At 68.3% G+C, this 11,995-nt stretch carries 13 protein-coding genes; 10 read left to right on the forward strand and 3 right to left on the reverse strand.

Annotation, left to right across the window (positions count from 1 at the left end):
- Positions 1-60 precede the first annotated feature (60 nt).
- Positions 61-285 (forward strand): hypothetical protein, encoded by a 225-nt coding sequence (locus IFU11_RS00625; RefSeq protein WP_133059937.1) that lies wholly within the window; start codon positions 61-63, stop codon positions 283-285.
- A gap of 20 nt (positions 286-305) precedes the next feature.
- On the opposite strand, the gene IFU11_RS19975 is transcribed toward IFU11_RS00625, so the two are convergent.
- The gene (locus IFU11_RS19975) at positions 306-884 is read right to left on the reverse strand and encodes a TetR/AcrR family transcriptional regulator (RefSeq protein WP_198425042.1); all 579 of its coding nucleotides are present in this window, start codon (positions 882-884) and stop codon (positions 306-308) included.
- A 262-nt stretch (positions 885-1,146) separates the two neighbouring features.
- Here IFU11_RS19975 and IFU11_RS00635 point away from each other — a divergent pair, with 262 nt between their 5' ends.
- From IFU11_RS00635 to IFU11_RS00650, 4 genes are all read left to right on the forward strand, one after another.
- Complete coding sequence (locus IFU11_RS00635) at positions 1,147-2,049, forward strand: ABC transporter ATP-binding protein (protein ID WP_192018336.1); 903 nt, start codon at positions 1,147-1,149, stop codon at positions 2,047-2,049.
- Positions 2,050-2,081: 32 nt separating this feature from the next.
- Complete coding sequence (locus IFU11_RS00640; RefSeq protein ID WP_191941126.1) at positions 2,082-2,903, forward strand: ABC transporter permease; 822 nt, start codon at positions 2,082-2,084, stop codon at positions 2,901-2,903.
- Between the two features lie 63 nt (positions 2,904-2,966).
- The gene (locus IFU11_RS00645; RefSeq protein ID WP_192017916.1) at positions 2,967-4,178 is read left to right on the forward strand and encodes a sensor histidine kinase; all 1,212 of its coding nucleotides are present in this window, start codon (positions 2,967-2,969) and stop codon (positions 4,176-4,178) included.
- Positions 4,175-4,870 carry a response regulator transcription factor gene (locus IFU11_RS00650; protein WP_229938910.1) on the forward strand — a complete coding sequence of 232 codons (696 nt, stop codon included), beginning with the start codon at positions 4,175-4,177 and terminating at the stop codon, positions 4,868-4,870. Before IFU11_RS00645 ends, IFU11_RS00650 begins: the two co-directional genes overlap by 4 nt.
- Positions 4,871-4,990: 120 nt before the next feature.
- Here IFU11_RS00650 and IFU11_RS00655 read toward each other — a convergent pair whose 3' ends face one another.
- Positions 4,991-7,363, reverse strand: coding sequence for an ATP-binding cassette domain-containing protein (locus IFU11_RS00655; protein ID WP_192017917.1), 2,373 nt, complete (start codon positions 7,361-7,363; stop codon positions 4,991-4,993).
- A gap of 167 nt (positions 7,364-7,530) precedes the next feature.
- On the opposite strand from IFU11_RS00655, the gene IFU11_RS00660 reads away from it, so the two are divergent.
- The gene (locus IFU11_RS00660; protein WP_192017918.1) at positions 7,531-8,124 is read left to right on the forward strand and encodes an HdeD family acid-resistance protein; all 594 of its coding nucleotides are present in this window, start codon (positions 7,531-7,533) and stop codon (positions 8,122-8,124) included.
- 69 nt (positions 8,125-8,193) lie between these two features.
- Here the strand turns inward: IFU11_RS00660 and IFU11_RS00665 are convergent, their stop codons facing one another.
- Complete coding sequence (locus IFU11_RS00665; protein ID WP_138947113.1) at positions 8,194-8,958, reverse strand: SDR family oxidoreductase; 765 nt, start codon at positions 8,956-8,958, stop codon at positions 8,194-8,196.
- A gap of 194 nt (positions 8,959-9,152) precedes the next feature.
- On the opposite strand from IFU11_RS00665, the gene IFU11_RS00670 reads away from it, so the two are divergent.
- The 4 genes from IFU11_RS00670 to IFU11_RS00685 all read left to right on the forward strand — a co-directional run bounded on the left by IFU11_RS00670 (position 9,153) and on the right by IFU11_RS00685 (position 11,940).
- Positions 9,153-9,644 carry an NfeD family protein gene (locus IFU11_RS00670; RefSeq protein ID WP_192017919.1) on the forward strand — a complete coding sequence of 164 codons (492 nt, stop codon included), beginning with the start codon at positions 9,153-9,155 and terminating at the stop codon, positions 9,642-9,644.
- Positions 9,645-9,646: 2 nt separating this feature from the next.
- Positions 9,647-10,666: an SPFH domain-containing protein gene (locus IFU11_RS00675; RefSeq protein WP_192017920.1), complete on the forward strand. Its 1,020-nt coding sequence runs from the start codon at positions 9,647-9,649 to the stop codon at positions 10,664-10,666.
- Between the two features lie 7 nt (positions 10,667-10,673).
- A complete protein-coding gene (locus IFU11_RS00680; RefSeq protein WP_370582628.1) occupies positions 10,674-11,450 on the forward strand; it encodes a glycerophosphodiester phosphodiesterase family protein in 777 nt (258 codons plus the stop codon).
- Positions 11,451-11,577: 127 nt separating this feature from the next.
- On the forward strand, positions 11,578-11,940 hold the full coding sequence (locus IFU11_RS00685) for an RNA polymerase-binding protein RbpA (protein ID WP_064296965.1): 363 nt from the start codon (positions 11,578-11,580) through the stop codon (positions 11,938-11,940).
- The last annotated feature ends 55 nt before the right edge of the window (positions 11,941-11,995 follow it).

An 11,995-nucleotide genomic window follows, 5' to 3' on the forward strand; every position in this document is an offset into this window, starting at 1 on the left:
GGTCGGCGCCCCGTGCGCAACGGGGTGGTCGACGCTGCCGGTCGGCGTAGCATGACCCGCATGAACGAGCAGACGAAGACGTCGGACACCGAAGACCGCCAGTGCACGGTCTGTGGCCATCCGCTCGCCGAGCACACCTTCGACCGTTCCTCCGGGCACGATCACTTCATGACCTGCCCGACGGGGGAGCGGCTTCCGGACCCGGCGCAGTCCGCCGTCCCGGTCAACGAGTTCGGGATGCCGCTCTGGGACCAGGACCCCGATCGACCTGCTCCGTCGGCCTGACGACCCGGTGGCCTACGCCGTCATCCGAGGAGGAGCAACGACCGGACGGCGACGCTGACACCCGTTGTGCTCGATGCCGGCGTCTCGTGCAGTGCGCTGCCGTCGACGAGCCAGCGCACCCATCGGACGAGCTGCTCCGGCGTGGCGTCGGAGCGGGCAGCGCTGGTGCGAACCGCCTCGGTGATGTGGTCGAGGAAGAAGCGGTCCACCATGTCCCGCTCGACCTCGAGGACGGCCGCCACGGCGTGGAGATGCGCCATCCCTTGGACCGCGCGAGCGAAACCGACCGTCTGGTCGGCGGCCCGTTGGCGGTCGAGTGCGCCGAGATAGGTGGTCAACGCAGGGCGCCCAGGCCCGGCTCGCGTGGCGAGGTGCAGTTGATCCTCGGTCCAGGCGGCGCTCACCCGCAGCAGCGTGACCAGGATGTCGAGCTTGGTGGGGAAGTAGTGGAACAGGGTCCCCGAGGAGATGTCCGCCGCCCGGCAGATGTCCGCCGTCGAGGTGGTCTCATACCCCTCGGTGGCGAAGCAGCGGTAGGCCGCAGCGAGGATCGCGGTCTGGCGCGCGGTGAACCGCTGTGGGTCGACGATTCTCGGCATGACTGCTCCCGTATTCCTAGAGCACTCACTCTAGAGCACGCACTCTATCAATTCGGTCCAGGTCAGAGGCGACTTCCCGGCTGAGCGATCATGTCGCGCAGCCCGGAGCGCAAGGCGGTGCTCCCTCACGGTCGGACGCTCGGCGGTCAGTTCGCCGCTGAGTCCGACGATGACGATCAACCCCTGGTTGGCAGTCGCCGACGCACACGCGTCCGTAGCGTCGATGGCACGAGGCAACCGCTACGAGCAGGAGGAAGACGCCATGACGATCGACGTGGAGGGGCTGACCAAGGCATACCGAGGCACGTACGCGGTGCGCGATGTGAGTTTCAGCGTCCAATCGGGCACGGTCACCGGGTTCCTGGGGCCGAACGGCGCCGGCAAGTCCACGACGATGCGTTCGATCGTCGGGCTCGACCGTCCCACCGCTGGTCGTGCACGTATCGACGGCTCTGAGTACCGAGCGTTCGCCGCGCCGCTGCGCGAGGTCGGTGCTCTGCTGGACGCGAGGGCGGCGCACCGGTCGCGCTCGGCGCTGAACCACCTCGCCTCGATCGCGGCGACGCACCGCATTCCGCGCTCGCGCGTCGACGAGGTGCTCGAGGCGACGGGTCTCAGCGCGGTCGCCAGGAAGAAGGTCGGCGGGTTCTCCCTGGGGATGGGTCAGCGCTTGGGGATCGCCGCGGCACTGCTGGGCGATCCGGGCACGCTCATCCTCGACGAGCCGGTCAACGGCCTGGACCCCGAGGGCGTGACCTGGGTCCGGGAGCTCCTGGCCCGGCTGGCGGCCGAGGGGCGGACGGTGTTCCTGTCCTCGCACCTCCTGAACGAGCTCGCGCTCATCGCGGACCACGTGATCATCATCGGTCGCGGCGAGATCATCGCGGACGCTCCCATCGGTTCGCTCACCGAGCAGGGAGACGGTCGTGTCCGTGTTCGCGCCCTCGATGCGCCTGCACTCACTCGCCGGATCACCTCAGCGGGGGCGACCGTCGCGTCGAGCGAGCCGGGCGTGCTGGACGTGGAGGGCCTCTCCGCGGAGCAGATCGCCCGTGCCGCGCACGAGGCGGGAGTGCTGATCACTGAGCTGACGCCCCTGCGCCAGACCCTCGAAGAGGCCTACAACCGACTCACCCGCGACGCGCAGGAATTCGTCTCCGCCTGACGTCGCGTCCCCCTCGAAAGGACACCATCCTCATGAGCACCACCACCGGCATGGCCGCAGCACCCGTCGTGCGGCGCTTCTCCGCAAGCGATGTCAGCCTCGGCGGCACCATCGTCTCCGAATGGATCAAGTTCCGTGGACTCGCCTCGAACCACGTCCTCGCAGGATTCGCGTTCCTGCTGCTGACCGCGAACGGGATCGCGATGCCCTGGGCGTACGTCTTCCGCGACCGCGAGTCACCGAAGGCGGACTACGACGCCTACCCCGAGATGATCGTCGACAAGACCGGCTACGTCGGCATCGTCCTCGCGGTGCTCGCCGTCCTGATGATCACGAACGAGTACCGGTCCGCTCAGATCGGCACGACGCTGCTCGCGGTTCCGCGCCGGACGGCGGTGCTCGTCGCGAAGGCCTCGATCATCGCGGGTGTCTCGTTCCTCATCGGTGTCGTCAGCGCAGCCGTCGGGTTCGCGCTCGCGCCCATCATCCTGGCAGGGGGCGGGTACGGCTATGTGCTGGAGACACCCGACCTGGCGCGGTTGGTGCTCGGATCCGGGCTCTATCTGGCCACCATCAGCATCCTCGGAATCGCACTCGGCACCATCATCCGCAACGTCGTCGCCGCGGTGCTCGCGACGATCGTGTTCCTCCTCATCGTGCCGGTGATCCCGCAGATGTTCTCCGAATACGGCACCGAGATCACCCGCTTCTTCCCGATCCAGGCCGGCTCCCTGCTCCTCGCCCCGACCGGTACGGACCCGATGGGACCGTGGACCGGGTATGCCGTTCTGCTGATCTGGACGCTGGCGTCGTTCGTCGTCGCAGCGATCACGTTCCTTCGCCGGGACGCCTGAACGGTGCCCACGAGGTGCGCGAGGGAGAATGAGAGCCGAGCTCAGCGTGGAGGTGGCAAGGGTATGAGTGCGATCCAGCCGATCGTGGACGCCGCGGAGGTCGACCGTGTCCTCGGCACACGCATGCTGCGCTGGTTCAGCGCCCACCGGCGTGTGGTCGACGCACTGGTCGCTGGGACCTGTCTCCTGGTCCAGGCGCTCGGGCTGGTCCTGCCGGGTGCGCAATCGCTCTGGCCGGGGTTGCCGTTGGTGATCCTCTCGAGCGTGCTCCTGTTGTGGCGGCGTCGGTATCCGCGGGCGATCCTCGTCGCCGTCGCGCTCGCGAACACGGCGGGTGTGCTCTTGCCCGCCCCCGTCGCACCGGTGACGCTGCCCGCCGCCGTCGCGCTGTATACGGTAGCCGCCATGCTGCCCACCAGAGCCGCGCTGTCGGGCTACGTGGTCCTCGTGGGGCTCCCCGCTTCGGGACTGCTCGTCCGTCTGCTCATGACGGGGTCGACCCAGGCCCCGTCGTTGCTGGAACCGCTGGCGCTGCTCGCTCTTGCCGCAGGTGTCGCCGCCCGCGGTGTGACGCAGCGCCGAGCGGCCCTCACGCAACTCGTGAACCAACGACTCACCACGGCGCGGGTGGTGGAGCGGCAGCGGATCGCCGCGGAGATGCACGATGTCGTCGCCCACTCGCTGTCGACGATGATCTCCCTCGCGGACGGGGCGTCCAGCGGCTGGGAACGGCACCCCGGGCGGTCGGCCCGAGCGCTTGAGCAGCTGGGTGGTGTCGGGCGCAGCGCGCTGGGCGAGATGAACCGCGTCCTGCAGGTACTCCGAGAGGGCGATGCGGTGCTGGATCAGCGCCTGCATCGGTCGGGACACAACGTCTCCGACGTGGAGGAGGTCGTCGAAATCTTCCGCAGCACCGGCATGCCCGTCACGCTCACACGCTCCGGCGGGGCCATGCCGGAGCAGCCCGCTCTGGTGACGACGGTCTACCGGATCGTCCAGGAGTCGCTCACCAACGTGTTGCGGTACGCCGTCGGCCCCACGCGAGTCGAGGTCGGCATCGACGTGGCGCCCGGCACCGTCGCGGTGCGGGTCACCGACGACGGCCGCATCGACACCCACCGAACTCGCGCTCCGAGCCAGGGGAGTGGGCAGGGGCTCCCGGGTATCGCCGCTCGAGCCGCGGCGTACGGCGGCACGAGCGAAGCAGGTCCGTGCGCGGGCGGGGGCTGGTCGACGAGCGTGACGCTGCACATCGACCGAGGAGCAGCGACGTGAGCACGACCAGTCCCTCGATCATCAGCGTGCTGGTGGTGGACGACCAGGAACTCGTCCGGGTGGGCAGCGCGCTGACCCTGGATTCCGCGCCCGACATCGAGGTCGTGGGGGAGGCGGCGACAGGTGAGGAGGCGATTCGGCGTGCACGGGAACTGCGACCGGACGTCGTCCTCATGGATGTGCGGATGCCCGGCATGGGCGGCGTCGAAGCGACCAGGATCATCACCACGGTCCACCCGGCCACACGCGTCCTCATCCTCACCACCTTCGACATCGACGAGTACGCGTTCGGAGGCCTCCACGCCGGCGCCAGCGCCTTCCTGCTGAAGAGCACCCCACCAGACCAATTGCAGGAGGCTGTTCGGACGATCCATGCCGGCGATGCCGTCGTCGAACCCAGGATCACGAAGCGACTCATCGAGCACTATGCCTCCGGTGGACGGTCGCGCGAGCACGGGGGAGCAGGTGGGACAGCCCACCCGCTGGACCCGCTCAGCCCGCGCGAGCTCGACGTGTTCGGATGCATCGTCGTCGGGCTGTCGAATCGTGAGATCTCCGACGCACTCCACCTGTCGCCGTCCACGGTCAAAACGCACGTCAACCGGATCTTCGCCAAGTTGCACCTCCGCGACCGGGTCCACGCGGTGATCCTGGGACAGGACATCCGAACCCGAGCCGCGGGGCGGGGCTGATTCGGGTGAGTTGACATAATGTGCATTATCAGCTCTTTAAAGCCCGCCGCGAGCGGGGTCGGATCGGGTCACGTCGGCCTGCATCACCGACCTGAGGATCGCGACGACGACCGGGGCGCGTCAGGAGCCGATGTACCGAGCGAGATGTTCTCCGGTCAGCGTCGAGCGATCGGCGACGAGCGCTGCGGGCGTCCCGGTGAACACCAGGCGTCCGCCGTCATGACCTGCGCCGGGTCCGAGGTCGACGATCCAGTCCGCATGCGCCATGACCGCCTGATGATGCTCGATGACGATGACCGACTTGCCGGAGTCCACCAACCGGTCCAGGAGCCCGAGCAGATTCTCCACATCGGCGAGGTGCAGGCCCGTCGTCGGCTCGTCCAGGATGTAGACCTCGCCCGAATCGGCCATCTGTGTCGCCAGCTTGAGTCGCTGTCGTTCACCTCCTGACAGGGTCGTCAACGGCTGTCCGAGGCTGACGTAGCCGAGCCCGACGTCGGCGAGTCGCGCCAGGATGACGTGCGCTGCGGGCGTCCGGGCCGGCCCGTCGGCGAAGAAGGCCTCGGCCTCCGTCACCGACATGGCGAGCACCTCGCTGATGTCCCGCTCCCCCAGCTGATATTCCAGAACGGAAGCATCGAACCGGCGGCCCTCGCACACCTCGCAGACGGTCGAGACGCTCGCCATGACGCCGAGATCGGTGAAGACGACCCCGGCGCCGTTGCAGTTCGGGCAGGCTCCCGCCGAGTTCGAGCTGAACAGCGCCGGCTTGACCCCGTTGGCCTTCGCGAACGCCTTGCGGATGGGCTCGAGCAGACCCGTGTACGTCGCCGGGTTGCTGCGACGCGAGCCGCGGATCGGGCTCTGGTCGACCGTCACCACACCGGGACGCCCGGCGACCGAGCCGTGGATGAGCGAGCTCTTGCCCGAGCCGGCCACACCCGTGACGACCACGAGGACGCCGAGCGGCACGTCGACGTCGACGCCCTGCAGGTTGTGCCGGTCGGCGCCGCGGATCTCGATGACACCGGTCGGCCGACGCAACGCCGGCTTGAGCGCGGCGCGGTCGTCGAAGTGGCGTCCGGTGAGCGTGTCGCTCGCTCGGAGGCCCTCCACACTCCCCTGGAACGTCACCTGTCCCCCGCCGGTCCCGGCTCCGGGGCCGAGGTCGACGACGTGGTCGGCGATCGTGATCGTCTCCGGCTTGTGTTCCACGACGAGGACGGTGTTCCCCTTGTCGCGGAGCCGCAGGAGCAGTTCGTTCATCCGCTGGATGTCATGGGGGTGCAGTCCGACGGTCGGCTCGTCGAACACGTAGGTCACGTCGGTGAGCGACGACCCCAGATGGCGGATCATCTTCGTCCGCTGCGCCTCCCCGCCCGAGAGGGTGCCCGTCGTGCGGTCGAGTGAGAGGTATCCCAGCCCGATGGCGACGAAGGAGTCGAGCGTCTCCTGCAGGACCGTCAGGAGCGGGCGCACCGACGGTTCGTCGAGCGCCCGGGTCCACGCCGCGAGGTCGCTGATCTGCATCGCGCACAGTTCGGCGATGTTCCGACCGGCGATGCGCGAACTCCGTGCGCCCTCGCTCAGGCGGGTCCCCTCACACGCCGGACACGTGGTGAAGGTGACGGCGCGGTCGACGAATGCGCGGATGTGCGGCTGCATCGCCTCACGGTCCTTCGAGAGGAACGACTTCTGCACCTTCGGGATCAGGCCCTCGTAGGTCATGTTGATGTCGCCGACCTTGACCTTCACCGGCTCCTTGTGGAGGAAGTCGTGGAGCTCCCGCTCCGTGTAGTCCTGGATGGGCTTGTCCGCGTCGAGGAATCCGGATCCGGTGAAGATCCGCACACCCCAGCCGTCGGGTGTGTAGCCGGGGATCGTGAGCGCGCCCTGGTTGAGCGACTTCGTGGCGTCGTAGAGCTGGGAACGGTCGATGTCGTTCACGGTCCCCATCCCCTCACACCGCGGGCACATGCCGCCGGTGATCGAGAAGCTCCGCCGTTCCTTCGTGCTCTGTCCCCCGCGCTCGATGGTCACCGCTCCGGCGCCGCTGATCGAGGCGACGTTGAAGGAGAAGGCCTGCGGAGACCCGATGGACGGGTCTCCGATCCGACTGAAGAGGATGCGCAACATGGTGTTCGCGTCCGTCGCCGTACCCACCGTCGAACGCGAGTTCGCGCCCATCCGCTCCTGGTCGACGATGATCGCCGTGGTGAGTCCCTCGAGCACGTCGACGTCGGGCCGCGCCTGCGACGGCATGAAGCCCTGGACGAACGCGCTGTAGGTCTCGTTGATCATCCGCTGCGACTCGGCTGCGATCGTCCCGAAGACGAGTGAGCTCTTCCCCGAGCCGGACACACCCGTGAACACGGTGAGGCGGCGCTTCGGGAGGTCGACGTCGACGTCGCGCAGATTGTGCTCGCGGGCACCCCTGACCCGGATGACGTCGTGGCTGTCGGCGGCCCTGGTGTGCATCGGCGTCTCGGTCATGGCGATCAGCGTATCCGTCGTCATCGGCTGGCGTCTCGCCTGGATCGGCACCGGGCCCGCGCGACATGGAAGGTCATGCTGTGAAACACCTGTGTGAATGCGTCACACTGGTGGAACGCACCCGGTCTGCTCGGGAGCGCCGCACTGTCCACCGTCAGGAGCCGACCATGTCCGAATCATCCACCACCACCTACACGCTGAACTCCGCCAAGCTGACCGCGAGCCAGATCTCCGGTGTCCGATGGGCCTTCGCCGTCGGAGGGATCCTCACGATCCTTTTGGGTGTCTTCCTGCTGGTCGCGCCGAAGGCCTCACTGGTCGCCGTCGCGTGGATCTTCGCCGTCTACTTCCTGATCGCCGGGATCGCCCGCATCGCGCGTGGCGTCGTGGCCCGGGAGCACGGCGGACTCTGGCGGGTCCTCACGATCGTGTTCGGTGTGCTGCTGCTCGCCGCCGGCGTCTACATCTTCATCGATCCGCTGCTCGGCATCGGCGCACTCGTCTTCGTGATCGGTGTCTCCTGGATCGTCGAGGGCGTGGCCTCGCTGTTCGACTCGGCACCGGACGTGTCGCGGTGGATCACGATCCTCTACGGCGTCATCAGCGTCGTCGCCGGCGTGTTCGTCCTCGCGAACCCGCTGCTCGCCGCCGTGACCCTCCTGCTCGTCACCGCGTTCTTCCTCATCGCAGCCGGCGTCGTCGAGATCATCCAGGCGATCACCTTCGGCAAGCAGGTCAAGCGGGCCGGTCTCGCCGGCTGACCCGGGTGGCAGGACGACGAACGCCCGGCCCCTCGAGGGACCGGGCGTTCGTCGTGTCAGGATCGTCGACTACTCGGCGATGAAGTCGCTCGTGTCCCCCACGTAGCGGGTGTGGTCCTCGGGGATCGGGTCCACGGCGGCCGAGGCGACCTCGGCCGCGAACTCGCCCACGTTGTAGAGACGACCGGCCGACTCCTTGCGGGAGCTGATCGCACCGGGGTTGGCGCGTTCGAGGAGGGTCGCGGTGATGGTCCCCTCGATCATGTCGCCCGAGACGACCACGAACTCGACACCGGCGGCGTCGAACTGGTCCTGCTTGGCGCGGAGCGCATCCTCGCCCGCGCGCTTGGAGGTCGCGACCGGCACGTACTCGGGCATCGTCGGCGTGGTCCGGATGAAGTGCGCCTGGTGGCTCGTGACGAACACGATCCGCGAGCCGGGGCGGAGCAAGGGGAGGGCGTGTTCGACGACGCTCACCTGTGCGTCCCGGTTGAGCTGCATGGCGTAGTCCTCGGCCATGCCGCTCTCCATCCCTCCGGAGGCGTTCAGCACCAGGACGTCGAGGTCGCCGAGTTCGGCCTTCGTCGTCGCGAACATCGCGGCGACCGAGGCGGGGTCGGTGAGGTCGGCTCCGACCACCAGGGCCTGCACGCCGAGGGCTCGCACCTCGTCGGCGAGCTTGACGGCGCGAGCCTCCTTGTTCCGGTAGTTGATCACGACGTTGGCGCCGGCACCGGCGAAGTACCGGATGGTGTCGGCACCGATGCCGCGGGACGAGCCCGTCACGAGGACGTTCTTCCCGGAGAGGGATCCGGCGGCCAGGGGGTTCGTCACGTGAGGGCTCCTTCAGATCTGGGGCCGCTCATCGGCGGCTGGTTCCAGCCAACGACCTTACCAACAACCGGCAGACGGATCCGGTTCGGTGGTCCGCCCAGCTGATAGCGTTGAACCCGACCGGCGCACCGTCTCGCGCTCCCCCGGACTGCGAGGCGGCAGACGCGAGAGCCGATCCGGGAGGAATCCGCACCATGGACGTCATCACCGAGTACGCCTGGATCGCCTGGTTGGTCCTGATCCTCGTGTTCGTCATCATCGAGATCCTGTCGCTCGAGTTCACCTTCCTCATGCTCGCGCTCGGCGGCACCGTCGGGCTGCTCTCCGGCCTCCTCGGCGCTCCGTGGTGGCTCCAGCTGCTCATCGCAGCCGCTGCCGCCCTCCTGCTCCTGTTGGCCGTCAGGCCGCCGCTGCTCCGAGCGTTGCAACGCGGCGCGGACCCGGCGAAGAGCAACGTCGACGCGCTCCTCGGCATGCCGGGGCTCGTGCTCTCGACGGTGACCCCGCACGGTGGCCAGGTGAAGCTCGGCAACGGCGAGGTCTGGACCGCCAGGACCCCGCACGACTCCCCCTCGTCGTCCCTCGAGCCCGGCACGCGCATCGTCCTGTCCGTCGTCGACGGTGCCACCGCCGTCGTCGTCCCCGTCCCAACCCACCCGGCACCGCTGGGCGAGCAGAAGGAGTAGTCGTGAACGACGTCTCATCAGGAGCGATCATCGGCTGGGTGATCGCGGCCATCGTCGTCATCTTCGTGCTGGTGGTGCTGTTCCGATCCATCCGCATCATCCCGCAGGCGAGCGCCGGCGTGGTCGAGCGGCTCGGCAAGTACCACAAGACCCTCTTGCCGGGTCTGAACCTGCTCATCCCCTTCATCGACCGGTTGCGGCCGCTCATCGATCTGCGCGAGACCGTCGTCTCCTTCCCGCCGCAGCCGGTGATCACCGAGGACAACCTCGTCGTCTCGATCGACACGGTCGTCTACTTCCAGGTGACCGACGCCCGAGCCGCGACGTATGAGATCGCGAACTACCTGGGTGCCGTCGAGCAGCTGACCACGACGACGCTCCGAAACGTCGTCGGTGGGCTGAACCTCGAGGAGGCGCTGACGAGCCGCGACGAGATCAACAGCAAGCTCCGCATCGTGCTCGACGAGGCGACCGGTAAGTGGGGCATCCGCGTCGGACGCGTCGAGCTCAAGGCGATCGACCCGCCGCTCTCCATCCAGGACTCCATGGAGAAGCAGATGCGGGCCGAGCGCGACCGTCGAGCCCTCATCCTCACCGCTGAGGGAACCAAGCAGTCGGCGATCCTGACAGCCGAGGGTGCGCGGCAGGCGGAGATCCTCCGCGCCGAGGGTGATGCCCAGGCAGCCGTGCTCCGTGCTCAGGGTGAGGCGTCCGCCATCCAGACGGTGTTCAAGGCCATCCACGACGGCGACCCCGACGAGAAGCTCCTGGGCTACCAGTACCTGCAGATGCTCCCGAAGCTCGCGGAAGGCCAGGCGAACAAGCTCTGGGTCATCCCGAGCGAACTGACCGAGGCGCTCAAGGGCATCGGCTCCGCCTTCGGGCCGGGCAACACCCGCGACCCTGCGGCCACGGCACGGGCGGCGGCCGCAGCTGCGCAGACGCCCTCCTTCACCACAGCGCCGGCCGCGTCACCCCAGACGCCACCGGCGCCGACGACTCCCGTCCAGCCCGAGGGCTGAGCACGCGGTGACAGTGGTCCTCCCCTACTTCCGTCCGGCCCGCCCTCGGGTCCTCGCCCATCGAGGGCTGGCCGGGCCGGGGGTCCCCGAGAACACGCTGTCGTCCTTCCGCCGTGCCCTGGCGGCCGGCGCCGAGTACGTCGAGACCGACGCGCACTGCACGCGCGACGGACACGCCGTCCTCTTCCATGACCCGTCCCTGCGACGCATCACCGGCGATCCGAGACCGATCGCCGACCTCGAACTCGCGGAACTCCAGCGGATCGACCTCGGCGGCGATCGCATCCCGACGCTGTCGGAGGCGCTGGCCGAGCTCCCCGGGGCACGCTTCAACCTCGACATCAAGGCCGCGGCCGCGGCTGCACCGGCGGCTGCCGCGATCATCGGCGCAGGTGCCGCCGATCGGGTGCTCGTCACTTCCTTCGACGAGGGCAGACGTTCCGCGATCGTGCAGGCCGTGGGGCTGGAGGCCGGTGCCGACTCCGTGGTCTCATCCGCGTCGGCCCGGATCCTGCTCCGCGTCCTCCCCGCAGCCGCCCTCGGGCTCCGTGGAGCACTCCGTCGGTCGCTCACCGGTGTCCAGGCGCTCCAGGTGCCCGAACGGTTCCGCGGCGTACCCGTCGTGACGAAGCGCCTCCTCGCACAGATGCACGCGCTCGGTGTGGAAGTGCACGTGTGGACGGTCAACGACCCCGACGACATGCGACGACTGCTGGATCTCGGTGTCGACGGCCTCGTCACCGACCGCTGTGATCTCGCGCTCGACGTGGTCCGCTCGCGCTGACGGCTCAGCTCTCCGCATCCGGCGTGGCTGCAGCTGGGCATGAGCTGATAGCCAGATGGGTGAACGGAACAGTTTACCCAGCTTGTGGGTTTATAACTGTGGATGCCGAGCGAGAGGAGACCACACAATGGCAGATCGCAGTTTGCGCGGAATGCGCCTGGGCGCCCAGAGTCTACAAACGGAAGAGGGCGTCATATTCTCGGCGCGGAGCAACCACATCTACCGGTGTCAGAGTTGCGAGCGCGAGACCACCATGACCTTCGCCGCCGATGCGGAAGTCCCCGAACTGTGGGAGTGCCGGCACTGCGGTGCGGAGGCCGTTCTCCTCGTCGACTCGAAGCCCGTCGTCGTCGACCGCGGTGATGTGAAGACGCCCCGCAGCCACTGGGACATGCTGCTCGAGCGCCGCTCGCGCGATGAGCTCGAGGAGCTGCTCGAAGAGCGCCTCTCGTATCTCCGGGCCCGTCGCGGCCAGCAGAAGAGCGCGTGACACCGAGCCCCTGACAGGCCTCCCCTCGATCGGCTGATCCGGTACCGGATCAGCC

Source organism: Plantibacter sp. CFBP 8804 (assembly GCF_014841225.1).
GTDB classification, from domain to species: Bacteria; Actinomycetota; Actinomycetes; order Actinomycetales; family Microbacteriaceae; genus Plantibacter; species Plantibacter auratus.

Coding starts and splice junctions, on each gene's coding strand:
- IFU11_RS00625 (WP_133059937.1), top strand. CDS start 61: ATGAACGAGCAGACGAAGACGTCGGACACCGAAGACCGCCAGTGCACG.
- IFU11_RS19975 (WP_198425042.1), bottom strand. CDS start 884: ATGCCGAGAATCGTCGACCCACAGCGGTTCACCGCGCGCCAGACCGCG.
- IFU11_RS00635 (WP_192018336.1), top strand. CDS start 1,147: ATGACGATCGACGTGGAGGGGCTGACCAAGGCATACCGAGGCACGTAC.
- IFU11_RS00640 (WP_191941126.1), top strand. CDS start 2,082: ATGAGCACCACCACCGGCATGGCCGCAGCACCCGTCGTGCGGCGCTTC.
- IFU11_RS00645 (WP_192017916.1), top strand. CDS start 2,967: ATGAGTGCGATCCAGCCGATCGTGGACGCCGCGGAGGTCGACCGTGTC.
- IFU11_RS00655 (WP_192017917.1), bottom strand. CDS start 7,363: ATGACCGAGACGCCGATGCACACCAGGGCCGCCGACAGCCACGACGTC.
- IFU11_RS00660 (WP_192017918.1), top strand. CDS start 7,531: ATGTCCGAATCATCCACCACCACCTACACGCTGAACTCCGCCAAGCTG.
- IFU11_RS00670 (WP_192017919.1), top strand. CDS start 9,153: ATGGACGTCATCACCGAGTACGCCTGGATCGCCTGGTTGGTCCTGATC.
- IFU11_RS00685 (WP_064296965.1), top strand. CDS start 11,578: ATGGCAGATCGCAGTTTGCGCGGAATGCGCCTGGGCGCCCAGAGTCTA.